Raw genomic sequence first — 22,160 nt, forward strand, 5'->3', positions numbered from 1 at the left:
CCTGCACCTCGGCTTGAGCGAAATGCCGCTTATCGCCAATGATGATGCTAAAGGGGCATCCGCCAAATATCGAGATTGGCGGGCATCAAGTTGGAACCAAGTCGGCAAAGAATCGACTGGTCCGGTTTGGAAAGGGTTCGGATAGTGATTGCTCGCACAACAGGGGCTGCGATACGGGGATTGTTGGTGGCACTTCTGGTGCTGACACCCGCATTGTATCTGCCCGCATCTACGTCCAACGGGACCGAGATCGTTGTCTTTCTGGCAATCTTGGCATTCATCCTGACATTCGCCGAATACAACTCGGCCTTTCCCAGCTTTATCGAATTCCGCGATGCGCCGCCCGTGAACAGACTGCGCTTTGTCGGCCTGATGTCGATGATCTCGTTTCTGACCTTGATCTGCAAGAACGCCTATGCGCCGACGGAACTGACCAGCACCGTGTATTCGGTCGGCCTGGCCGTCGCGAATGTCGTCGACTTCCCCTATTCGCCTGTCCGCCTGGTGGTGTTGATGCTGCCTGCTGACGCGAGCCAACCCCTGGTCGAGTTGGTGCGCATAACGGCAAGTGTCGCCTATGTCGCCGCTTTGGTTACGATCGCCAGCTTCGCCTACGCGGTCAAACTGCGTGGATGGCCGACTGGCAATGGGGCGTTCAATGTCTGGACCAACCTGCCCCTGTTCGACCCCACCAAGGGTGGAGACGTAGTGACTCGCCTGCAGCGCGACGGTCGACTGAACATCTCGGTCGGCGTTCTGCTGCCGTTCCTGATTCCGGCCCTGATCAAGCTGCTCACGGATTTCATTGATCCGCTATCGTTGTCCAATCCGCAGACGCTGATCTGGACCATGAGCGCGTGGGCCTTCCTGCCGGCCAGCATGATCATGCGCGGGATGGCAACCCTGCGCATTGCCGGGCTGATCGTGGAAAAACGCCGCGCCTACTCGACCGCCGAGACGACCCAAACCGCATGATCCGTATTCTTGTTCTGCTGTTGCTGCCGTTTTCGGCGCAGGCAGAGCCAGTGCGCGTTGCCAGCTTCAATGCTGAGCTAGGCCGGAAAGGTCCGGGCCTGCTGTTGCGTGATCTTCGGCGTGATGATCCCCAGGTGCAGGCCGTGATTGACGTTCTGACCGCCACTGCCCCCGATGTTCTGGCCCTGCAAGGTATCGACTGGGACCATGACAACCTGGCCCTGTCCGCTCTGGCTGATCGGTTGCGCGCGGCAGGGCTGGATTACCCGCATCTCTTCGCTGGTCAGCCCAACTCGGGGCTGATGACGTCGCTTGATCTGAACGGGGACGGAGAACGGGGCGGACCCGGGGACGCCCAGGGATGGGGCCGTTTCACCGGGAATGGCGGGCTGGCCGTGCTGTCCCGTTATCCAATCGCAAAGGATGAGGTTCGTGACCTCTCGGTACTGCTGTGGAAGGACCTGCCCGGCGCGACGCTACCCACCCGTGGCGGGTTGCCTTTCCCGTCCGAACAGGCCCACGCTGTTCAGCGCCTGTCGTCGACCGCCCATTGGATCGTGCCAGTGGAGACACCTCAAGGCCGCCTGAACCTGATGACCTTTCACGCCACCCCTCCTGTCTTTGACGGGCCTGAGGATCGCAACGGATTGCGCAATCGCGATGAGATCCGGCTGTGGTCGGTGCTGCTTGACGGCGGGCTGGGTCCAGCCCCGAAAAGTCGTTTCATCATTGCCGGTGACGCCAATCTTGACCCGAACCTGGGCGAAGGGCGCAATAAAGCCATCCGCGATCTGTTACAGCACCCCAGCCTGCAGGATCCGCAACCCGTGGATGGCGCAGGCTCGGCTGTAACTGTGGTCTGGAAAGCGGTGGGTGAACGGCGTGTTGACTATCTGCTGCCATCGGCCGACTGGGTGGTTGAAGACGCCGGCATCCACTGGACCGACGCCAAAGGTGTGCCCCTTGCCGCGGCCCGCAAGGCCAGCCGACATCGTCTGATTTGGGTTGACCTGTCACACCCTGACATGCGGCCGGGCCTATGACAGGCCCTGAACTCGATCCACGTCTGTGGTTCCCGGGCCATCATACGACAGGTCAGACACAGCGGTTTTCAAAGCCTCGTGCAGCGGCGTGGATGCGAAATCGCTGATCAACGAGTCGAAGAACGAGCCATCCAAGCGGTGCGGCGTGTCCCACAGATAGCGCATCTCAAGCAGATGCGGGGCCAGTTTCCAGAACGGCTGGGCCAGAACAATTGGCCACCAGTTCATCTGCTTCAAGCGCACCGGAGCCCCGGTCACTTCCGACAAGGCCTGTGCCAATTGGCGGCCGGTCAACGTGTATCCGGCAAAAGGAATGTCGCAATAGCGCGGCAAGTCATGCCGCATCTCGGCCAACAGAACCGCAGCGCGGGCCAGATCCGGCAGGTAGGCCCAGGCATGGGCAATGTCAGGGTCACCGGGATAGACGAAACGCCCCTTGGCCAGCGGCTTGATCATGATCTGGTCGAACCAATTGCCAGAGGCTTGCGTGTCGAGGAAATCCCCGGCGCGCAGTATCACAATGCGCACGCCCGACGACCGATAGGCCTCCTCCATCCGGATCCGAATCTGGCCCAGAGGGTTGGTTGCAAGATGCGGCGTATCTGCCGCCCACGGCCCGGGCGTATCGGCCCCGAAAACATAGACGTTCCCGGGCACGATCACGGTCGCCCCGGTTGCCTGTGCCGCACCGATGACCTGAGCATGCAACTCCGGCACCTGCCGCGCCCACTCGGTGTATGGCGGGTTCCAGCCATTCACGATGACATCCGTGCCTCTGGCGGCGGTGGACAGATCATCCCTCGCGCGGTCAAATCCCCGCACCGTCCATCCGGCCGCTTGAAACGCGTCTGCGGCATTGCGGCCAAAACGCCCCGAAGATCCCAGGATCAGCACCTTTCCCGTCATCGCAACCTCCTGTCAGCCCTGGCGGTTGAACAAAAGATATCCATTCATGCACCTTTGGGAATTGCCGAAAAACGCAGAGCATGTATTCATCTGCGCATGGATAAAACCTTGGCTCTTTCTGATTGGTCTTTGGTGCAGAGCTTTCTGGCAGTTGCGGAAACGGGATCGTTGTCGGCGGCCGCGCGGGAACTGGGGCGCAGTCAACCGACGCTTGGTCGCCAGGTGCAGGCGCTCGAGACGGATTTGGGCGTGTCGCTGTTCGATCGCCATGCGCGAGGCCTGAAGCTCAGCGCCGCCGGCCAGCAATTGCTGCCGATGGCGCAACAGATGCACGCGGCCATGCGTCAGCTGAGCCTGGCCGCCGCCGGACAGTCGCAACAGCTGGGCGGGACGGTTCGCATCACGGCATCGGTCTTCGCATCACACCATATCCTGCCGTCCATTCTCGCGGACATCCGCAGACAAGAACCTTCGATCCAGCTGGAACTGGTCGCCACCGACATCAGCGAGAACCTGTTGTTCCGCGAAGCTGATATCGCAGTTCGCATGTACCGCCCCGAGCAGGTCGATATCGTCACCCGGCATTTGGGCGACGTACCGTTGTGTTTCTGCGCAGCCCGGTCGTATCTGGATCGCGTCGGTCGTCCAACCACCCCCGAAGAGTTGTTTCAGCATGACCTGGTGGGATTCGACTCCAACGACCTGATCATCGCGAAGATGCAGGCCAAGGGTTGGCCTGCCAGCAAGGAAAACTTTGCCACCCGTTGCGACCTTCAAAGCGCCTATTGGGAGTTGATCCGTGCGGGTTGCGGCATCGGTTTCAGCCAGGTTCAAGTGGCCGAGGCTGATCCTGCGGTCGAAATTCTGCCGTTGGGTGTGGACATCCCGGTCCTGCCGGTCTGGCTGGCTGCGCCGCAGGCCATGCGGCAGACACCGCGTATTCGCCGGGTCTGGGACCTGCTGGCAGAAGGACTGAAAGCCAGCTTGTAACCCAGATCGGGTGCCAGGCGCATGTTCAGCGGCGTTTTTCGCGCCGTACGGCCCAGAATCCGCGCATTTTGACCAGATCGCCTCATTGACCAGATGCACCGCAAACGCTAGGCCCGATCCTGAAAAACGCAAGGAGACCGTTCATGTCCAACCCCTCGCTCCTCATCCTGCCCGGAGACGGAATTGGCCCCGAAGTCATGGCCGAAGTGCGCAAGATCATCGGCTGGTTCGGCGCCAAGCGCGGCCTTGAATTCGACGTGAGCGAGGATCTGGTCGGCGGTGCCGCCTATGACGTGCACGGCAAGCCTCTGTCGGACGAGACGATGGCCAAGGCGCAAGAGGTCGACGCGGTTCTGCTGGGCGCCGTGGGCGGTCCGAAATACGACGATCTGGATTTCAGCGTGAAGCCCGAGCGCGGCCTGCTGCGCCTGCGCAAGGAAATGGACCTGTATTCCAACCTGCGCCCGGCCCAGTGCTTTGACGCGCTGGCCGATTTCTCGTCGCTGAAAAAGGACGTGGTCGCCGGCCTCGATATCATGATCGTGCGCGAACTGACCTCGGGCGTCTATTTCGGCGAGCCGCGCGGCATCTTCGAGGAAGGCAACGAGCGCGTGGGCATCAACACCCAGCGCTACACCGAATCCGAGATCGAACGCGCCGCGCGCTCGGCCTTTGAACTGGCGATGCGCCGCAACAAGAAGCTGTGCTCGATGGAGAAGGCCAACGTGATGGAATCGGGCATCCTGTGGCGCGAGGTGGTGACCCGAGTCGGCAAGGACTATCCCGAGGTCGAGCTGAGCCATATGTATGCCGACAATGGCGCCATGCAGCTGGTGCGCGCACCCAAGCAGTTCGACGTAATCCTGACCGACAACCTGTTCGGCGACATCCTGTCTGATTGCGCTGCAATGCTGACCGGATCGCTGGGCATGCTGCCCTCGGCTTCGCTGGGCGCACCGATGGCCAATGGCCGGCCCAAGGCGCTGTACGAGCCCGTCCACGGCTCGGCCCCCGACATCGCCGGCCAGGGCAAGGCCAACCCGATCGCCTGTATCCTCAGCTTTGCAATGGCGCTGCGCTACAGCTTTGACCAAGGCGCCGAGGCCGATCGCCTGGAAGCCGCGGTCGAAAAGGTTCTGGCCGATGGTGTCCGCACGGCTGATCTGCTGGCCGAAGAAGGCGTTCAGCCGGTTTCGACCAGCGAAATGGGCGATGCGATCGTCGCCGCGCTGGACGAAAGCCTGTAACGACTGATCCGGGCGGCGCCCAGCGCCGCCCGTATGATCATTTGCGGTCTAATTGCCGCCAAAGAGATCCTTCAAAAGACTGTCGACGGCCTTGGCAAAGCCACCCTGCTGCCTGCGGCGTGGCTGGGATTGCTGAGTCGTCTGGACCGGAGCGGCCGGAGCCAGCATCGGCAGAGGGGTCGGAGTCATACCTTCGGTGACCCGCACCATGGTTTCCTTCCAAATCTCGGCTGGCAGCCCACCGCCGGTCACGCCCGACAACGGTGTGTTGTCGTCATAGCCCATCCAGACACCGGCCACATAGTCCGCGGTAAAGCCGATGAACCACGCATCCCGGGCGGCCTGGGTCGTGCCTGTTTTGCCTGCAACCTGCCATCCCGGCAACTTGGCGCGTTGTCCAGTTCCCTCGGATACCACGCGTTCCATCATCCAGGTCAGTTGCTTGGCAGCTTCGTCTCGGATCACTCGCTCGCCAATCCCGGTCGTTGTCACCATCATCGGGGCATCATCACCCAGCAGTTTCAACTCGGTCAGGCCGTACGGCTCCACGGACGAGCCACCATTCAGGATACCGGCATAGGCGCCAGTCATTTCGATCAGCGTGCTTTCCGACGCGCCCAGCGCCAGCGCAGGACCCGCCGCCAGATCGCTTTCGATGCCGAACCCGCTGGCCACCGTGCGCACATTGTCCAGCCCGGCAACCTCGGCCACCTTGACGGCTGGGATGTTCAGCGAGCTCTTGAGCGCATCCGCCAGGGTCACGCGGCCGTAGAACTTGTTGGTATAGTTCTTGGGGCACCACTGGCCGGACCCCGGGATGTCGATGCAATAGGGTTCGTCCACCACCGTGGCCAATGGCGAATAGCCCAGTTCCAGAGCGGTGGCATAGACGAAGGGCTTGAACGAAGACCCGGTCTGGCGCAGCGCCTGCGTCGCGCGGTTGAACGCGCCCGACACCTTGGTCTTGCGTCCGCCCACCATGGCCCGGACCGCACCATCGGCCGACATCACCACGATCGCGGCCTGCGCTTTCGAGCCTTCGCTGACCTTTTCGTCGAACACCTGTTTCAGCGCCGCCTCGGCCGCCTGCTGGATCCGCTGGTCCAGCGTGGTCTTGATAACCACGTCCTCGGTGGTGTTGCGGGTAAAGAACTCGGGGCCGCTGGCCATGACCCAGTCGGCAAAATAGCCCCCGGCGCGGGCGGCGGCGGCCTCGGACAGCTCGGCCGGGTTGTTGCGGGCCGCAGTTGCCTGTGACGTGGTCAGGTAACCCTGATCCTCCATCAGGCTGATGACCACCTTGGCCCGGTCCTGCGAGCGTTGCAGGTTGTTGGTGGGTGCATAGCGCGTGGGCGCAACCAGCAGCCCCGCCAGCATCGCCGCCTCGGCCGGGTCCACCTCGGCTGCGGACTTGCCGAAATAGCGCTGGCTGGCCGCTTCGAACCCGCGGGCCCCGGCCCCCAGAAACGCCCGGTTCAGATAGATGGTCAGGATCTCGTCCTTGGAGTATTTGGCCTCCATCGCCATCGCGTAGATCGCTTCCTTGGCCTTGCGCCACAGCGAGCCCTGACGACAGTCAGCCTCGTACGCCGCTTCCGATTCCCACTCGGTCGGATCGTACGGCACGCCCAGACACAGCAGCTTGGCCGTTTGCTGGGTGATGGTCGAACCGCCATGCCCCGACAGTGGGCCACGCCCCTCGGACAGGTTGATCTTCACCGCACTGGCAATGCCGCGCGGGCTTACGCCGAAGTGACGATAAAATCGCTTGTCCTCGGTCGCGACTACCGCATTCTTCAGATGCGGCGACACGGTGTCGGTGGTGATAACGCCGCCGAACTGATCACCCCGCCATGCAAAGACCTTGCCGTCCCGATCCAGCAGGGTGACCGACCCGCGCGCGCGCCCGTCCAGCAGCGCATCGACCTCGGGCAGGGTGGAGTACACAACCCCAACGGCAAGCGCCAGCAGCAGAGCGGCTATCGCACCCACCCGCCAGGTCAGCCCCCAGATCAGGTGCCATATCCAGCGGAACAGCCGGCGAAAGAAGCCGCCCTGCCCGCCTCCCGAACGCTTGCGCCGGGGCTTGCGGCTGGTCTTTCGGGTCGTGGTCTTGCGCGCCGTCGCCTTCTTGCCCGCCGGTTTCGCCGTCCGCTTGGCAGACGAGGTCTTGCGGCCTCCGGACGGATACCGTTTGTCCGCCACCAGCGGTTTTCGACGCTTGGACTCAGTCATGCTCAAACTCTGCCCGTTTTTGCTTTTGTGGCACCATACCGCGCTGTCGCGCCCATGTAGAGGTGTGAAATAGCGCGAATTTCCCTCTCACACTTGCGTATTTTTTAATCACTTTGCCGCTTTTGTGCAAAAAATGTGCAACTTTGCCCCTCTTCCCCAGCGTCTTTTTGCCGAAATCGTTCCTTGAGCGGCCATGTCGGGCTCTTTTTCTGCAGGTGCAAAGCCGGACCCACCGGAACAGAAGAGGGGAAAGACGTGAAACTGATCATTGCGACAATCAAGCCGTTCAAGCTCGAGGAGGTGCGCGAGGCACTGACCGAGGCGGGCGTGCGCGGCATGATGGTGACCGAGATCAAGGGCTTCGGCTCGCAATCCGGTCACACCGAAATCTATCGGGGCGCCGAATACGCGGTGAACTTCGTGCCCAAGATCAAGCTGGAAATCGTGGTGCCCGCCGCGATGACCGACCAGATCGTCGAAACCATCACCAAAACCGCCAAGACCGGCAAGATCGGCGACGGCAAGATCTTTGTCCTCGATGTCGAGCAGGCCCTGCGCGTGCGGACCGGGGAACTCAACGAGGAGGCGCTGTAAGGCGCCGCGACCGACAATCATTCGAGGACTGAACATGAACCTGATGAAATCCCTCATCCCTGCCGCCGCGATCGTCGCGCTGCCGCAGATGGGCCTGGCGCAGGAGGCCGCCGCAACCGGCGAAACCGCGCAGCATACGCAATACATCCTGACCTCGCTGCTGTTCCTGATGGGCGGCTTCCTGGTGTTCTGGATGGCCGCGGGCTTTGCCATGCTCGAGGCCGGTCTGGTGCGCTCCAAGAACGTGGCCATGCAGCTGGTCAAGAACATCGGCCTGTTTTCCTTTGCCGCCATCATGTACTGGCTGGTTGGCTTCAACCTGATGTATCCGGGCGACGGCTGGACCATCACCAACATTCTGGGCGCCTTCTCGCCCACCTCGCTGGAACCGGTCGGCCTTGATGGCGTCGAAACCGATCTGTCCTATGCGTCGGTCGGTTCGGACTTCTTCTTCCAGCTGATGTTCTGCGCCACCACCGCCTCGATCGTGTCGGGCACCATGGCCGAGCGGGTCAAGCTGTGGCCCTTCTTCATCTTCGTGATCGTCCTGACCGGTGTCATCTACCCGATCGAAGCCTCGTGGCAGTGGGGCGGCGGCTGGCTGTCCGAAATGGGCTTCAGCGATTTCGCGGGCTCGACCCTGGTGCATGCCGCAGGTGGCTTTGCCGCGCTGGCCGGTGCCATCGTGCTGGGCCCCCGGATCGGCAAGTACAGCAAGGACGGCAAGGTCGTTCCGATCCCCGGCTCGAACCTGGCGCTTGCCACCCTGGGTACGTTCATCCTGTGGCTGGGCTGGTTCGGCTTCAATGGCGGCTCGCAGCTGGCCATGGGCACGATCGGCGACATGGCTGACATCAGCCGCATCTTCGCCAACACCAACATGGCCGCCGCCGCCGGCGCAGTCGCTGCCCTGATCCTGACCCAGGTGATGTACGGCAAGGTCGACCTGACCATGGTGCTGAACGGTGCGCTGGCCGGGCTGGTATCGATCACCGCCGAACCGCTGGCACCGTCGCTGTTCCAGGCGCTGATCATCGGCGGCATCGGCGGCGTGATCGTGGTCTACACCGTGCCGCTGCTGGACAAGATGAAGATCGACGACGTGGTCGGCGCCATCCCGGTTCACCTGATCGCGGGCTTCTGGGGCACCTTCATCGTGGCCTGGACCAACGGCGACGCGTCCTTCGTGACCCAGATCATCGGCTTTGCGGCCATCGGGATCTTCGTCTTCGTGGTCAGCTACATCCTGTTCTCGATCCTCAAAGCCACCGTCGGCCTGCGGGTTGGCGAGGAAGAAGAGATCAACGGCCTCGACATGGGCGAGCTGGGCATGGAAGCCTATCCCGAGTTCTCGAAGGGCTGAGCCCCTTTCAATCCAAACAAAAAACCCGGGCATTCGTGCCCGGGTTTCTTTTTTTGAAATGCCTGACCTCAGACGCCGACGTCGATGATGGCCTTGGCCAGGATCGGCACGGTGGCCTCGTTCAACCCGGCAATGTTCATACGGCTGTCGCCGACCATGTAGATGCCGTGCTCAACCCGCAGTTTCTCGACCAGTTCGGGCGCGGCGCCCAGGCGCGAGAACATGCCGCGATGCTGGGCAAGGAAGCCGAACCGGTCCGATCCGCTCAGCCGCTGCAGCTCGTCCGCCAGTTGGCGGCGCAGGCCCAGCATCGACAGGCGCACCTCCTCAAGTTCGGCCATCCAATCGGCGCGCAGGCCCTCATCCATCAGGATCGTGGTCACCACGCGCGCGCCGTGATCCGGCGGGAACGAGTAGTTCTGGCGGTTCAGAAACGCCAGCGTGCTCTGGTTCAACGCGGTCTGGCCGGCATCGGCGCTGACGGCCATCAGCAGGCCGGTCCGCTCGCGGTAGACACCAAAATTCTTCGAACAGGACGCCGCGATCAAGCATTCCTTGACCGACGAAGCGACAAGCCGGGTCGCCTGCGCATCCTCGTTCAGACCGTCACCAAAGCCCTGATAGGCGATGTCGATCATCGCCACCAAACCGCGATCATTGATCAGGTTCACCACCTCTTGCCATTGGACCATGTTCAGGTTGGCACCGGTCGGGTTGTGGCAGCAGCCATGCAGCAGCACCACGTCGCCCGCTTTGGCGGTCTTGAGGTCCTCGATCATGCCGTCGAAATCGACGCCACGGGTTTCCTCGTCAAAATAGCGGTAGGCGACGGTTTCGATGCCCAGGTAGTTCAGGATCGAGATGTGGTTCGGCCAGGTCGGGTTCGACACGAACACCCGGGCCGAGGGGTTGGCCATGCGGATCAGCTCGAACGCTTGCCGGCAGGCGCCTGTGCCGCCCGGGGTGGCCACGGCGGCGATATTGGCGCGCGGCACGCTGGTGCCCAGAATCAGCGTGATCATCGCATCGGCATAGGCCGGGTCACCGGCCAGCCCGGTATAGGCCTTGGTCTGCTGTTCTTCCCAGATGCGGTGCTCGGCGGCCTTGACCGCTCGCATCACCGGGGTCACTCCATTGGCGTCTTTGTAGACGCCGACACCCAGATCAATCTTCTGCTCGCGCGGGTCCTCGCGATACATCTGCATCAGGGCCAGGATCTTGTCGGCTGGCTGCGGCTTGAGATTTTCGAACATCAGGAGTCTCCGGTTGCGACGGGCAGGGTCGGGAAGGCGCCCCATTCGGCCCAGCTGCCGTCATAAAGCGAATGGTCTTTCTTGCCCATGCGCTCGAGCGCAAGGCTGAGGATCGCGGCGGTCACGCCGGACCCGCAGGTGGTGATGGCGGGTTTCGACAGATCGACGCCTGCGGCTTCGAACACCGCGCGGCAGTCCTCGGGCGATTTCATGGTGCCATCGGGGTTCAGCAACTGTCCGAACGGCACGTTGCGCGAACCGGGGATGTGCCCCGCCCGCAAACCCTCGCGCGGTTCAGGCTGGGATCCGGCAAATCGGTCGGCGGCGCGGGCATCGATGATTTCGTGATCGGCCAGCTTGGCGGCGGCTGAGACCTGGGTCACGTCGCGGACCAGGTGGTTCTGCACGCGCACGGTCATGTGGCGATCGCGGATGACAGGGGGCAGATCCTCGATTTCGCGTCCTTCGGCGACCCATTTGGGAAGGCCGCCGTCCAGAACGGCGATGTTTTCCTGCCCCATCAGGCGGAACAGCCACCAGACCCGTGCGGCCGAAAACAGGCCCGCGCCGTCATAGACCACGACCTGATGGCCGTCGCCCACGCCCATGACCCGCAGGCGCGACATGAATTTCTCGACCGGAGGCGCCATGTGCGGCAGGTCCGAGCGGTGGTCCGAGATCTCGTCGATGTCGAAGAACCGCGCGCCAGGAATATGTCCGGCCTCGTATTCGGCGCGGGCGTCGCGCCCCTGCTGCGGCAGGTACCACGAGGCGTCGAGGATCCGCAGATCCGGGTCCTTGAGGTGGGCGGCAAGCCACTCGGTGGAAACCAGGGTTTTTGGATCGTCCAGCATCAAAGCCTCCCCTTTACGCGCAGGGATTTCCCTATACGCGCAAGGGTGCAGGTTCAAGGCTGGATCGGGTCCCTGCGGTCCTATCGCGCCCGTCGCAGGCGGAAATGCTGGATGATGCCGATCACGCTGATCGCGATCCAGAAACTTTCGATCAGCATCGAGGCCAGGTTGAAGTTCTGCAGCAGCGAATAGACGATCAGAACCGACCCCACGAGGTTCACGACCGGAAAGGCCAGATCGTCAGAATTCATCATCCGCATCTGGGTGGCGAAATAAGCCGCGACCACGATCAGCGCCCCGAAGGACCCGATGCCATCGGCCAACGTCAGGCCGTTCAGGAATTCCGTCATCGGGTCATCTCCTTCTGCCGTATCAACCGGCCGCAGCGGTCGCGGGCCGGTGTCCGTAGTGATGCATGTTCAAAAACGCCGCGCCCTCGGGCCCGGCGCGATAGCCATGCGGCAGGTCGGCCGGAAAGCGCAATCCCTGGCCCGCGCTCAGCGGCACCCATTCGCCGTTCCGCAGAACCTCGAGCGCGCCGCTCAGGACAAAGACTTCCTCGGTCACGCCGGCGGCATGGGCGGGGGATTCGTGGCATTGGTTGCGGTCCAGTTCGACGTGAAAGGTCTCGGCCCCCAGAACCGGGTCGAAGGGAAAGACGATCTTGACCTTCAGACTGCCCGGAAAGGTCACGGTGCGGAACCGGGCCGCGTCCGCTGGATCGCGCAGGGCGCTGGTTCCGATCAGCGCGCTCAGCGGCATCTGGAACCCCTTCGCGATCTTCCACAGCGTCGCGATGGTGGGGCTTGATTCGCCGCGTTCGATCTGGCCCAACATGGCTTTGCTGACACCGGTCAACTCGGCCGCTTTGGCCAGGCTCAGCCCCGATGCCGCCCGGACGTCTCTGAGTTTCAGGGTGATGTCGTCCGATTCCATGGTCATGTCCCGCGATTTACCTTGTGCGTTATAACGCACATGTGCTACGTGCGCTATAACGCACGCAACACTGGTTTTGCAACCGGGCAAAAGGGAAACAGCATCATGCCAATGTACCGATCCAGAACTTCGACCCATGGCCGCAACATGGCCGGTGCCCGCGGCCTGTGGCGCGCCACCGGGATGGGCGACGACGATTTCGGCAAGCCGATCATCGCCATCGTCAACTCGTTCACGCAATTCGTGCCGGGGCACGTCCACCTCAAGGATCTGGGCCAGATGGTCGCCCGCGAGGTCGAGGCCGCCGGCGGTGTGGCCAAAGAGTTCAACACCATCGCCGTTGATGACGGCATCGCCATGGGCCATGACGGGATGCTGTATTCGCTGCCCTCGCGCGAGATCATCGCCGACAGCGTCGAATACATGGTCAACGCACACTGCGCCGATGCGATGGTCTGCATCTCGAACTGCGACAAGATCACCCCGGGTATGCTGATGGCGGCAATGCGGCTGAACATCCCGGCCATCTTCGTCTCGGGCGGCCCGATGGAGGCCGGCAAGATCGACATCGCCGATCTGGATGTGAAGAAGATCGACCTGGTCGATGCCATGGTCGCCGCCGCCGATGACAAGTACACCGACGAGCAGGTCAAGCATATCGAAGAAAACGCCTGCCCCACCTGCGGATCGTGCTCGGGCATGTTCACTGCGAACTCGATGAACTGCCTGGCCGAGGCGCTGGGTCTGGCGCTGCCGGGCAATGGCTCGACCCTGGCCACCCATGCCGACCGCAAGGAGCTGTTCCTGGAAGCCGGGCGCCGCATCGTCGAGATCACCAAGCGTCACTACGAGCTGAACGAGAAGGGCTTCCTCCCGCGCGAGATCGCGACCTTTGAGGCCTTCGAAAACGCCATGAGCCTGGACATCGCCATGGGCGGCTCGACCAACACGGTGCTGCACCTGCTGGCCATCGCGCATGAGGGTGGGGTGGATTTCACCATGTCCGACATGGACCGGCTGAGCCGCAAGGTGCCCTGCCTGTGCAAGGTCGCGCCCAACACCGAAAACGTCCACATGGAGGACGTGCACCGCGCGGGCGGCATCTTCTCGATCCTGGGCGAGTTGAGCCGCGCCGGCCTGCTCCATGACGACTGCTGCACGGTGCATTCCGCCACCATGGCCGAGGCCATCGCCAACTGGGACATCACGGTGACCAACAACCCCAAGGCGCAAGAGTTGTTCAAGGCCGCCCCCGGCGGCGTGCGCACAACCCAGGCGTTCAGCCAGTCGAACCGCTACAAGGAACTGGACACGGACCGGGCAAACGGCGTGATCAGGTCCAAGGACCATGCGTTCAGCCAGGATGGCGGTCTGGCCGTGCTGTTCGGCAACATCGCGCGCGACGGCTGCATCGTGAAGACCGCGGGTGTGGACGAGAACATCCTGAAATTCACCGGCACCGCCTATGTCTGCGAAAGTCAGGACCAGGCGGTGAACGACATCCTGACCGGCAAGGTCAAGGAAGGCGACGTGGTCGTGATCCGGTATGAAGGCCCACGCGGCGGGCCTGGTATGCAAGAGATGCTGTACCCGACCTCATACCTGAAGTCCAAGGGCCTGGGCAAAGCCTGCGCGCTGCTGACCGACGGACGCTTCTCGGGCGGCACCTCGGGCCTGTCGATCGGGCATGTCTCGCCCGAGGCGGCCGAAGGCGGCGAGATCGGCCTGGTTCAGAACGGGGACACGATCGAGATCGACATCCCCAACCGCTCGATCCATCTGGCCGTGTCCGACGAAGAGCTGGCGGCCCGCAGGGAAGTCCAGGACGAAAAGGGCTGGGTTCCCGTTGCACCGCGCAAGCGCAAGGTGTCCACGGCGCTGAAGGCCTATGCGAAGCTGGCCACCAGCGCCGCAAAAGGCGCTGTGCGTCAGGTTTGAACACTGCCGGCCTGCGTCATGCGGGCTGGTCCGTTACCTGAAACCGAAGTGCTCCCGCGCCTGACAAGACCCATCGGCTGCGCCGCTGCCTCCATCAGTCTTGGGCCGGGCGCCGCGCATGGCGCGGCGCCCGGCCCAACCATAGGAGATGTCTCGCCAGAGACATCGACGATGGGCGGGAGCACTCCGGAAAGTTGGGTCAGTCACCCAATTTGGCGTGAATCTCATCCAAGTCGATTTCACCTGTCGGCATCTTGTTGGCCGGATTTTCGAAATCGTATTTGAACAGTTCGAAATCCTGCTTGTAGATTTCATAGACCAGATGCATCGACAGGTCGTCGAAATAATCCTCGACCGGATGCGCACGTTTGGGGCCGTGGCCTTCGGATTCGTTGAAGCGCGGGATCTCGGACAGGGTCACGGGATGCGGGGTTTCCAGCGCGTCCAGCACGCCTTGCATCCCGTCATTGAATTTTTCGGTCCAGAAAACCCGGTCATAGCGCCCGCCATTCACGATGAAGGTCGCCACATGCCCCGACATGGCCGACCAGTGGATGTCCGGGTCCATCGGCCGCCGCCAACGGATCGTGTCGCGGGCAAACAGAAGAAACCGGCGGAAACTGGCGATCTGGTCGAATTCGCCCTTGCCATCCTCGCCCCCGACCTCGATCCCGTAATTGTAGATCAGCGTCGGCACCAGATTGCCCCGGTACCGTTTCCCGTTGCGCTGGATCCCGCAGATCTTGTCGAAGAACGAGCTGAGGATCCGCGTGTAGGGGTTGCGCACGCAGGTGAACGCGAACGACTTGTGTCCGCGCACATTGGCCGAGATCACATCCTGGCTGTGGTCAAACGCCCATTTGTGCATCCCGTCTTTGGCGTCGTGGATATCGCCGTCAAAGAACCGACCGTGATCCGAGTAATACATGATCTGCCCGATGGTCGAGCAGGCGCATTTGGGCACCACGCGATAGACCATGCTTTCGCTTTCGGTCATCCATGTACCGGGAAATCCCATCTGCCATGCCTCCTTAGCCGGCCGAGTCTCAAGGTGATGCGCCAGCTTTTGACGCCAGAGAAGCAAAAATATTCTGTTTATTCAATCGCTCATCCTCAGTATCACGGTTGGAACCGGGCAGTAACGGACTTCATGCAACGCCAATGGCCAAGATCGCCTACATTCTGCTGTGTCACAAAGACCCTGATGCGATTATCGCACAGGCCGAACGGCTGACGGCCGCAGGGGACTGCATGGCCATCCATTTCGATGCCAGCGCATCCGCCCGGGATTTTGACCGGATCCAGACGGCCCTGAAAAGCAATCCCAATGTGACCTTCGCGGCCAGGCGGATCAAATGTGGTTGGGGGGAATGGTCGCTGGTGCAGGCCACACTGAACGCGGTGCACGCCGCAGTCGACGCCTTCCCGCGAGCCACCCATTTCTACATGCTGTCAGGCGACTGCATGGCGATAAAGACCGCGGAATATGCGCATCGGTTTCTGGATGAAACCGACAAGGATTTCATCGAAAGCCACGACTTTTTCGAAAGCGACTGGATCAAGACCGGAATGAAGGAAGACCGGCTGATCTACCGTCACTATTTCAACGAGCGCACGCAGAGCAAACTGTTCTATGCCGCCTACGAAGCCCAGAAACGTCTCGGCCTGACCCGCGAGATCCCCGAGGATCTCCAGATCATGATCGGCAGCCAGTGGTGGTGCCTGCGCCGCCGGACAATCGAGATGATCCTGGATTTCCTGGGCCAGCGTCGGGACGTGGTCCGTTTTTTCTCGACCACCTGGATTCCGGACGAGACGTTCTTTCAGACCCTCGTGCGCCACCTGATCCCCAAAACCGAAATCGAAAACCGCACGCTGACTTTCCTGATGTTCTCGGACTACGGGATGCCGGTGACGTTTTACAACGATCACTACGACCTTCTGCTGACGCAAGATTACCTGTTCGCCCGCAAGATCAGCCCCGAGGCGCAGTTGCTGAAGCAGAAATTGGGTGCGCTCTATGCCAGCGAAGGGGTCGAATTCCAGATATCGAACGAGGGACGGAATCTGCACGGATTTCTGACCGGCCGTGGCCGCGTGGGACGCCGGTATGCGCCCCGCTTCTGGGAGACGGCCAACACGCTGGGCGCCGATCGCGATCTGTACATGGTCGTCTGCAAGAAGTGGCATGTGGCCAAGCGGCTGATCGACCAGATCGCCTCTGAGACCAACCTGCCCTGCATCGAGTACCTGTTCAACGAGGAAGCCGCCCCGCTGCCCGATCTGGGGGGCTTGGAGACCACGCTGGTCAAACGATCCCGGCATCGCAGGGCGATCACCCGGATGCTGTACGATCACTTCGGGACCGATCGGCTGCTGATCTGCCTGGATCCGGCCAGTCTGGATATCGTACAGGATTTCTGCTCGGACAAGGCGCGCACCCATGTTCTTGAAATCGAGTGCACCTATTCGGACGCGTATCTTGTCGGCCACGCCCACCGGGTCGGGTTGGCCGGAGAAAACAGCCCAGCCGCAACCGTCGAACGCCTCTTGCCGACGATTCGCAGCGATCTGGCCTATGAATCCGAACGGCTGCGCGGTGCCGGGATCGAGAGGTTCTTCCGATTGCGAGAAACCGCTGACCCGGCCGATAACGTAGCCGCGATCGCAGGATTCCTAGGGGTTTCCGAAGAAACCGCCCAGTCGATCATGCAGCTTGATTACCTGTTCACGGACTGAACGCAAGTGTTGGCCCGGCCGCACTAGGCCGCCGGGCCAGGTTTTCAGATGTCGAACTTCACGCCCTGCGCCAACGGCAATTCGGCCGAGTAGTTCACGGTGTTCGTCTGGCGCCGCATATAGCCCTTCCAGGCATCCGAGCCGCTTTCGCGTCCGCCACCGGTTTCCTTCTCACCGCCGAACGCGCCGCCGATCTCGGCGCCCGAGGGGCCGATATTCACGTTGGCGATGCCGCAATCGGACCCGGCGGGCGACAGGAACTGTTCCGCCTCACGCATGTTCAGCGTGAACACGCAAGACGACAGGCCCTGCGGCACGTCGTTCTGCATCTCAAGCGCCTCGTCGAAACCGTCATAGCCCATCACATAGAGGATCGGCGCAAAGGTCTCGGTCTTTACGATCTCGGTCTGGCCCGGCATTTCGACGATCGCGGGCTGCACGTAGACACCGCCCTCGGGCACGCCATCGGTCACGCGCTTGCCGCCGAAGACGGTACCGCCCTCGGCCTCGGCCGCCTTCAGCGCAGCCTCCATCGCCTGCCCCGAGGCCTCGTCCACCAGCGGCCCGACCAGCGTGCCTTCGGCCAGCGGCTCTCCGATGGGCAGCCCGGCATAGGCCTTTTTCAACCGCGCAACCAGATCGGCACGGATCGAGTTGTGCACGATCAGCCGCCGCAGCGTGGTGCAGCGCTGACCGGCTGTCCCTACGGCCGAGAACACGATGGCCCGTACCGCCATTTCCAGATCGGCCGAGGGGCCCACGATCATGGCGTTGTTGCCGCCCAGTTCCAGGATACACTTGCCGAACCGCTGCGCCACGATCGGCGCGACCGCGCGGCCCATCCGGGTCGAGCCGGTGGCCGAAATGATCGGCACCGCCTCGCTGGCCACAAGCGCCTTGCCCAGATCGGCCCCGCCTATCAGCAGTTGCAGCAGCCCCTCGGGCGCGTCGCCGAACCGGGCCACGGCCTTTTCAAAGATCTTCTGACAGGCCATCGCGGTCAGGGGCGTTTTCTCGGACGGTTTCCAGATCACCGGATCGCCGCAGACCAGCGCCAGCGCCGCGTTCCACGACCAGACCGCGACCGGGAAGTTGAAGGCCGAGATCACGCCGACCGGACCGGCCGGGTGCCAGGTCTCCATCATCCGGTGGCCGGGGCGTTCCGAAGCAATGGTCAGGCCATACAGCTGCCGCGACAGGCCCACGGCAAAGTCGCAGATGTCGATCATCTCCTGCACTTCGCCCAGACCTTCCGAGGTGATCTTGCCGGCCTCCCAGCTGACCAGCGCGCCCAGGTCCTCCTTGGCAGCGCGCAGTTCCTCGCCCAGCAGGCGGATCAGCTCGCCCCGGCGCGGGGCGGGCACGGTGCGCCAGGCCTTGAAGGCCGCCGTGGCGCGGGCAAAGACCGCGTCCATGTCGGCAACGGGCGTTTCATGCACCCGCGCCAGCACGCGGCCGTCGATGGGCGAGCGGACCTCCAGCGTCCCGCCGGTCATCTCGGCCGCCGTAAGGCCCAGTTTTTCGAGTGTGTGTTCTGCAGTCATGACTACGTCTTTCATGTTCAGGCCGCCTTGTTCTGGGGTGTCACTTCGCCAGCACGGTACATCTGGCCGAATTCGGTGTTCAGGAAGTCATCCAGCCTGACCTGCTCTTGCCGGACAAAGCCTTTGGTGGGCAGCGCGCCCGTACGCATCAGGTCGACCACGCCCAGAACGCCGGCGGCGGTGGTGATCTGGATCGCGCTCCAGATCTGGCCGTCAATGGTGCGGGCAAAGGACTTGTTGATCAGGGATTTCTCGCGCAGCGCGCCGTCGATCATGCCCTTGGCCGTGCAATAGACCAGAACCACGTCCTGATCGGTGCGCGGCAGCGCGGTTTCAAAGATGTCCTTCAACAGGTCGCGGCGCTGGCCTAGGCCCAGGTCGGTCAACAGCAGTTTCAGGATGTCGCGATGGCCGGGATAGCGGATCGAGCGATAGGACACCGCCCGCGCCTTGCCGGCCAGCGTCTCGGGCAAGGTTCCCAGACCGCCCGAGGTGTTGAAACATTCGTATTCCACACCGTCAAGGCCGATGATCTCGTAATCCTCGAGCGGCGCGGTCTTGACCCGTTCGCCATTCACGATGGCGTCGCAGGGGTTGCAGTATTCGTTGATCAGCCCGTCAGTGGACCAGGTCAGATTGTATTTCAGCGCATTGGTCGGATAGAGAGGCAGCGCGCCCACCCGCATGTGCAGGCTGTCCAGCGTGTCGAATTCGTCCGCCAGCGCGGCCCCCGCGATGCCGACAAAACCCGGTGCCAACCCGCATTGCGGCATGAAGGCGGTGCCGCTGTCGCGGGCCAGTTCGCGCACGGCGTTGGTCGCGGCGACATCCTCGGTCAGGTCGAAATAATGCGCACCCGCGGCCTTGGCCGCCTTGGCGATGGCAGGCGTCAGGAAAAACGGTGCGGCCGAGATCACCGCATCGAACCCCGCAAGTCCCTGTGCCAGCCCGGCTTCGTCGCCCGCGTCGATCTGGCGGGTGGTGATGCCCTGCCTGTTCAACGCCGACAATGCCGTCAGGTCATGGTCGGCCACGGTTACGGTATAGTTGTGCGATTTCTTCAACAGGGCGGCGATCATCTGTCCGATCTTTCCGGCCCCGACGACGCAGACGTTCCAACTCATTGTGCGCCTCCTCCTCTGCTCTGGTTCCAGTATGACCGCGCCGCCGTCCGGGCACAGCAATCGAGTTGACGAAACGGGCAGCTTTTCCGTCATAATGACGGAAATTGAATCATAATGTCGGATCGCGGTCCGCAGCACTTCGGAACCTGACGTCAGTGGTGGAAATGCTTTGCAACCGATTGCACCATTTTTGCAATGATGCGACATTCAACAGACCCGATCGACCGCGCAAAGGAGACCAGGCAGGTGGGCGTTACGCTGAAGGAAGTTGCGGCCTTGGCCGGGGTGTCGCGGTCGGCCGTATCGCGCACCTTCACGCCGGGCGCCTCGGTCTCGGCCAAGACCCGCGCCAAAGTGGAAAAGGCCGCCAAGGAACTGGGCTACAGCCCCAACGCGCTGGCCTCGTCGTTGACGACGGGGCGGACCAAGCTGATCGGGCTGATCTCGAACAACTTCCACAATCCCATCTTTCTTGAGGTTTTCGACCAGTTCACCCGCGCCCTGCAGGAACGCGGGCTGCGCCCGCTGATCGTGAACCTGACCGACGAGACCGAGCCCGCCAATTCCGTACGCATGTTGCGGCAGTATTCGGTGGATGCGGTGATCGTCGCCTCGTCGACCTTGCCGCCCAGCTTTGCCAAGGCGTTTCACGATGCCGGCGTGCCGGTGGTGCACACCTTCGGGCGCTCGGCGACCTCGCCCGAGGTGCATGTGGTCGGGATCGACAATGTGGAATGCGGACGCATGGCCGCGCGCGAGCTGGTCGCGCGGGGCTATGCCAGCGTGGGCTATCTGGGCGGGCCGATCGATGCGACCTCGGCGCGGGACCGGCAACGGGGCTTTACCGAGGAAATGGCAAACCACCCGCAGGTTCCCGTCAGCCACTCCTTCGCTGGGGCCTACTCCTTCGAGGCCGGCCGGGCCGAGATGCTGCGCCTGCTGGCGGGTGACCCGGCGCAGGCCTATTTCTGCGGTGACGACATCCTGTCGATCGGGGCGCTGTCGGCGCTGGCCGACCACGGGCTGAAACCGGGTTCTGACATCGGGATCATCGGCCTGAACGACATGGAGATGTCGCGCTGGGAATACATCAACCTGACGACCATCCATCAGCCGATCAAGCAGATAATCACCTCGTCGGTCGATCTGGTCGAAGAGATGCTGAAGACACCCGATCGCTACCCCGAAGCGCGGATCTTCCCCTGCCGGGTGATCGAGCGGGGCACGTTGCGGCCCCGCCCCTGATCAGCGGAACATCGGCGGGCGCGCGTCCTGCCAGGCGCCCTCGGCCCGGGCCGAGGCCACGGCAGCGTGCACTGCGGCAATCGAGCGGACGCCATCGGCGGCGTTGGGCAGCCCATCGCGCGGTTCGCCCCGGATCGCGTCGGCCAGATCGCAGTAGATATTGGCCACGGCCAGCGGAAAGCCTTCGGGATGGGCAATCGCCACGCGCGACAGGCGCATCGCGTCTTCATGCAGGCCACCCTCGCCCTTTTCGATGATCTGCGTGCGTCCACCGACCGGGGTGTAGAACAGCTGGTTGGGATGTTCGGAAGCCCAGCGCAGCCCACCGGTTTCGCCAAACACCTGGATGTCGAACCCATGCTGCCGCCCGATCGCCACGGACGAGGTCCACAACCGGCCGACGGTGCCGCCCTCCATGCGAAAAATGACCATCGCGTCGTCCTCCAGCTGGCGGCTGGGAATGGTCGAGGCCATGTCGGCCGACAGCGTCGCGACCTCGTCATCGCAGATGAAGCTGGCCATGTGCAGCGCGTGGATGCCGCAATCGGCGAATTGCCCCGACACGCCCGCCATGGCCGGATCATAGCGCCAGCGCACGCGCGGATTGTGCGCGTCAGTGGCATCCCCATGGTGGCCGTGGCTGAAATTGGTGACGACCAGACGCACCTTGCCGATCTCTCCTGCGCGGACCATGGCGCGGGCCTGCCGCACCATCGGATAGGCCGAATAGCAGTAGTTGACCGCGCAGATCTTACCCGAGGCCCGGGCCACGCGCACGATCTCTTCGCCCTCTTCCACGGTCATGGTCATGGGCTTTTCGCACAGCACGTTGAACCCGGCCTCGAGATACGCCTTGGCGATCTCGAAATGGGTCGCGTTCGGGGTGGCGATGGTCACAAGGTCGATCCGGTCGGGCCGGTCCTTTTCGCCGGCCAGCATCTCCTGCCAGTCGCCATAGGCGCGGTCGGCGGGCACACCCAGCCGCTGCGCATAGGCGCGCCCCTCTTCGGGCCGGTGGTCCAGCGCGCCGGCGGCGAATTCGAACAGGCCGTCGGCCTGTGCGCCCAGACGGTGGGCGGGCCCGATCTGGCTGCCTTCTCCGCCCCCGATCATGCCCCATTTCAACTTTGCCATGGTCTTGGTCTCTCTGCGAACGATGTTGGAAAACGTGCCG

19 protein-coding genes are annotated in these 22,160 nt (G+C 62.8%); 9 read left to right on the forward strand and 10 right to left on the reverse strand.

Features of this window, described 5'->3' with window-relative positions; translation table 11 throughout:
* Positions 1-144: 144 nt before the first annotated feature.
* A complete protein-coding gene (locus AC2FNZ_RS02490) occupies positions 145-975 on the forward strand; it encodes a hypothetical protein (protein ID WP_093963685.1) in 831 nt (276 codons plus the stop codon).
* Positions 972-2,018 (forward strand): endonuclease/exonuclease/phosphatase family protein, encoded by a 1,047-nt coding sequence (locus AC2FNZ_RS02495; protein WP_496839417.1) that lies wholly within the window; start codon positions 972-974, stop codon positions 2,016-2,018. Before AC2FNZ_RS02490 ends, AC2FNZ_RS02495 begins: the two co-directional genes overlap by 4 nt.
* Here the strand turns inward: AC2FNZ_RS02495 and AC2FNZ_RS02500 are convergent.
* On the reverse strand, positions 2,013-2,924 hold the full coding sequence (locus tag AC2FNZ_RS02500) for a Rossmann-fold NAD(P)-binding domain-containing protein (RefSeq protein ID WP_496839418.1): 912 nt from the start codon (positions 2,922-2,924) through the stop codon (positions 2,013-2,015). The two genes, AC2FNZ_RS02495 and AC2FNZ_RS02500, sit on opposite strands and share 6 nt — an antisense overlap.
* Before the next feature lie 96 nt (positions 2,925-3,020).
* Here AC2FNZ_RS02500 and AC2FNZ_RS02505 point away from each other — a divergent pair, with 96 nt between their 5' ends.
* Both AC2FNZ_RS02505 and leuB read left to right on the forward strand, forming a co-directional pair.
* Positions 3,021-3,914, forward strand: coding sequence for a LysR family transcriptional regulator (locus AC2FNZ_RS02505; protein ID WP_496839419.1), 894 nt, complete (start codon positions 3,021-3,023; stop codon positions 3,912-3,914).
* A 143-nt stretch (positions 3,915-4,057) separates the two neighbouring features.
* The gene (gene leuB, locus AC2FNZ_RS02510) at positions 4,058-5,161 is read left to right on the forward strand and encodes a 3-isopropylmalate dehydrogenase (protein ID WP_170342523.1); all 1,104 of its coding nucleotides are present in this window, start codon (positions 4,058-4,060) and stop codon (positions 5,159-5,161) included.
* A 48-nt stretch (positions 5,162-5,209) separates the two neighbouring features.
* Here the strand turns inward: leuB and AC2FNZ_RS02515 are convergent, their stop codons facing one another.
* A complete protein-coding gene (locus AC2FNZ_RS02515) occupies positions 5,210-7,396 on the reverse strand; it encodes a transglycosylase domain-containing protein (RefSeq protein ID WP_496832212.1) in 2,187 nt (728 codons plus the stop codon).
* Between the two features lie 255 nt (positions 7,397-7,651).
* Between AC2FNZ_RS02515 and AC2FNZ_RS02520 the strand changes: the two genes are divergently transcribed.
* Both AC2FNZ_RS02520 and AC2FNZ_RS02525 read left to right on the forward strand, forming a co-directional pair.
* Positions 7,652-7,990, forward strand: coding sequence for a P-II family nitrogen regulator (locus AC2FNZ_RS02520; protein WP_093963790.1), 339 nt, complete (start codon positions 7,652-7,654; stop codon positions 7,988-7,990).
* Positions 7,991-8,024: 34 nt separating this feature from the next.
* Positions 8,025-9,353 carry an ammonium transporter gene (locus AC2FNZ_RS02525; protein ID WP_170365653.1) on the forward strand — a complete coding sequence of 443 codons (1,329 nt, stop codon included), beginning with the start codon at positions 8,025-8,027 and terminating at the stop codon, positions 9,351-9,353.
* A 68-nt stretch (positions 9,354-9,421) separates the two neighbouring features.
* Here the strand turns inward: AC2FNZ_RS02525 and AC2FNZ_RS02530 are convergent, their stop codons facing one another.
* The 4 genes from AC2FNZ_RS02530 to AC2FNZ_RS02545 all read right to left on the reverse strand — a co-directional run bounded on the left by AC2FNZ_RS02530 (position 9,422) and on the right by AC2FNZ_RS02545 (position 12,396).
* Entirely contained in the window at positions 9,422-10,606 is a 1,185-nt protein-coding gene (locus tag AC2FNZ_RS02530; RefSeq protein ID WP_496839421.1) for an amino acid aminotransferase, read from the reverse strand.
* Positions 10,606-11,460, reverse strand: a complete 855-nt coding sequence (gene sseA, locus AC2FNZ_RS02535; RefSeq protein ID WP_496839422.1) for a 3-mercaptopyruvate sulfurtransferase — start codon at positions 11,458-11,460, stop codon at positions 10,606-10,608. The genes AC2FNZ_RS02530 and sseA overlap by 1 nt, the downstream gene beginning before the upstream one ends.
* Positions 11,461-11,540: 80 nt before the next feature.
* Complete coding sequence (locus AC2FNZ_RS02540; protein ID WP_005979445.1) at positions 11,541-11,810, reverse strand: CBU_0592 family membrane protein; 270 nt, start codon at positions 11,808-11,810, stop codon at positions 11,541-11,543.
* 22 nt (positions 11,811-11,832) lie between these two features.
* Positions 11,833-12,396 carry a helix-turn-helix domain-containing protein gene (locus tag AC2FNZ_RS02545; protein WP_093963693.1) on the reverse strand — a complete coding sequence of 188 codons (564 nt, stop codon included), beginning with the start codon at positions 12,394-12,396 and terminating at the stop codon, positions 11,833-11,835.
* Between the two features lie 105 nt (positions 12,397-12,501).
* Between AC2FNZ_RS02545 and ilvD the strand changes: the two genes are divergently transcribed.
* Positions 12,502-14,334, forward strand: coding sequence for a dihydroxy-acid dehydratase (gene ilvD / locus AC2FNZ_RS02550; protein ID WP_496839424.1), 1,833 nt, complete (start codon positions 12,502-12,504; stop codon positions 14,332-14,334).
* 199 nt (positions 14,335-14,533) lie between these two features.
* Here ilvD and AC2FNZ_RS02555 read toward each other — a convergent pair whose 3' ends face one another.
* Positions 14,534-15,352, reverse strand: coding sequence for a sulfotransferase family protein (locus AC2FNZ_RS02555; protein ID WP_496839425.1), 819 nt, complete (start codon positions 15,350-15,352; stop codon positions 14,534-14,536).
* 143 nt (positions 15,353-15,495) lie between these two features.
* On the opposite strand from AC2FNZ_RS02555, the gene AC2FNZ_RS02560 reads away from it, so the two are divergent.
* On the forward strand, positions 15,496-17,073 hold the full coding sequence (locus AC2FNZ_RS02560; RefSeq protein WP_496839426.1) for a DUF5928 domain-containing protein: 1,578 nt from the start codon (positions 15,496-15,498) through the stop codon (positions 17,071-17,073).
* A 44-nt stretch (positions 17,074-17,117) separates the two neighbouring features.
* Here AC2FNZ_RS02560 and amaB read toward each other — a convergent pair whose 3' ends face one another.
* Positions 17,118-18,617 (reverse strand): L-piperidine-6-carboxylate dehydrogenase, encoded by a 1,500-nt coding sequence (amaB, locus tag AC2FNZ_RS02565; RefSeq protein WP_496839452.1) that lies wholly within the window; start codon positions 18,615-18,617, stop codon positions 17,118-17,120.
* Positions 18,618-18,634: 17 nt separating this feature from the next.
* Entirely contained in the window at positions 18,635-19,741 is a 1,107-nt protein-coding gene (locus AC2FNZ_RS02570) for a saccharopine dehydrogenase family protein (protein ID WP_170421084.1), read from the reverse strand.
* 246 nt (positions 19,742-19,987) lie between these two features.
* On the opposite strand from AC2FNZ_RS02570, the gene AC2FNZ_RS02575 reads away from it, so the two are divergent.
* Positions 19,988-20,986, forward strand: a complete 999-nt coding sequence (locus tag AC2FNZ_RS02575; protein WP_170342544.1) for a LacI family DNA-binding transcriptional regulator — start codon at positions 19,988-19,990, stop codon at positions 20,984-20,986.
* Here AC2FNZ_RS02575 and AC2FNZ_RS02580 read toward each other — a convergent pair whose 3' ends face one another.
* Positions 20,987-22,120 (reverse strand): Gfo/Idh/MocA family protein, encoded by a 1,134-nt coding sequence (locus AC2FNZ_RS02580; protein ID WP_496839428.1) that lies wholly within the window; start codon positions 22,118-22,120, stop codon positions 20,987-20,989.
* Between the last annotated feature and the right edge of the window lie 40 nt (positions 22,121-22,160).

The sequence above is a fragment of the Ruegeria sp. SAZA006 genome (genome assembly GCF_059613465.1).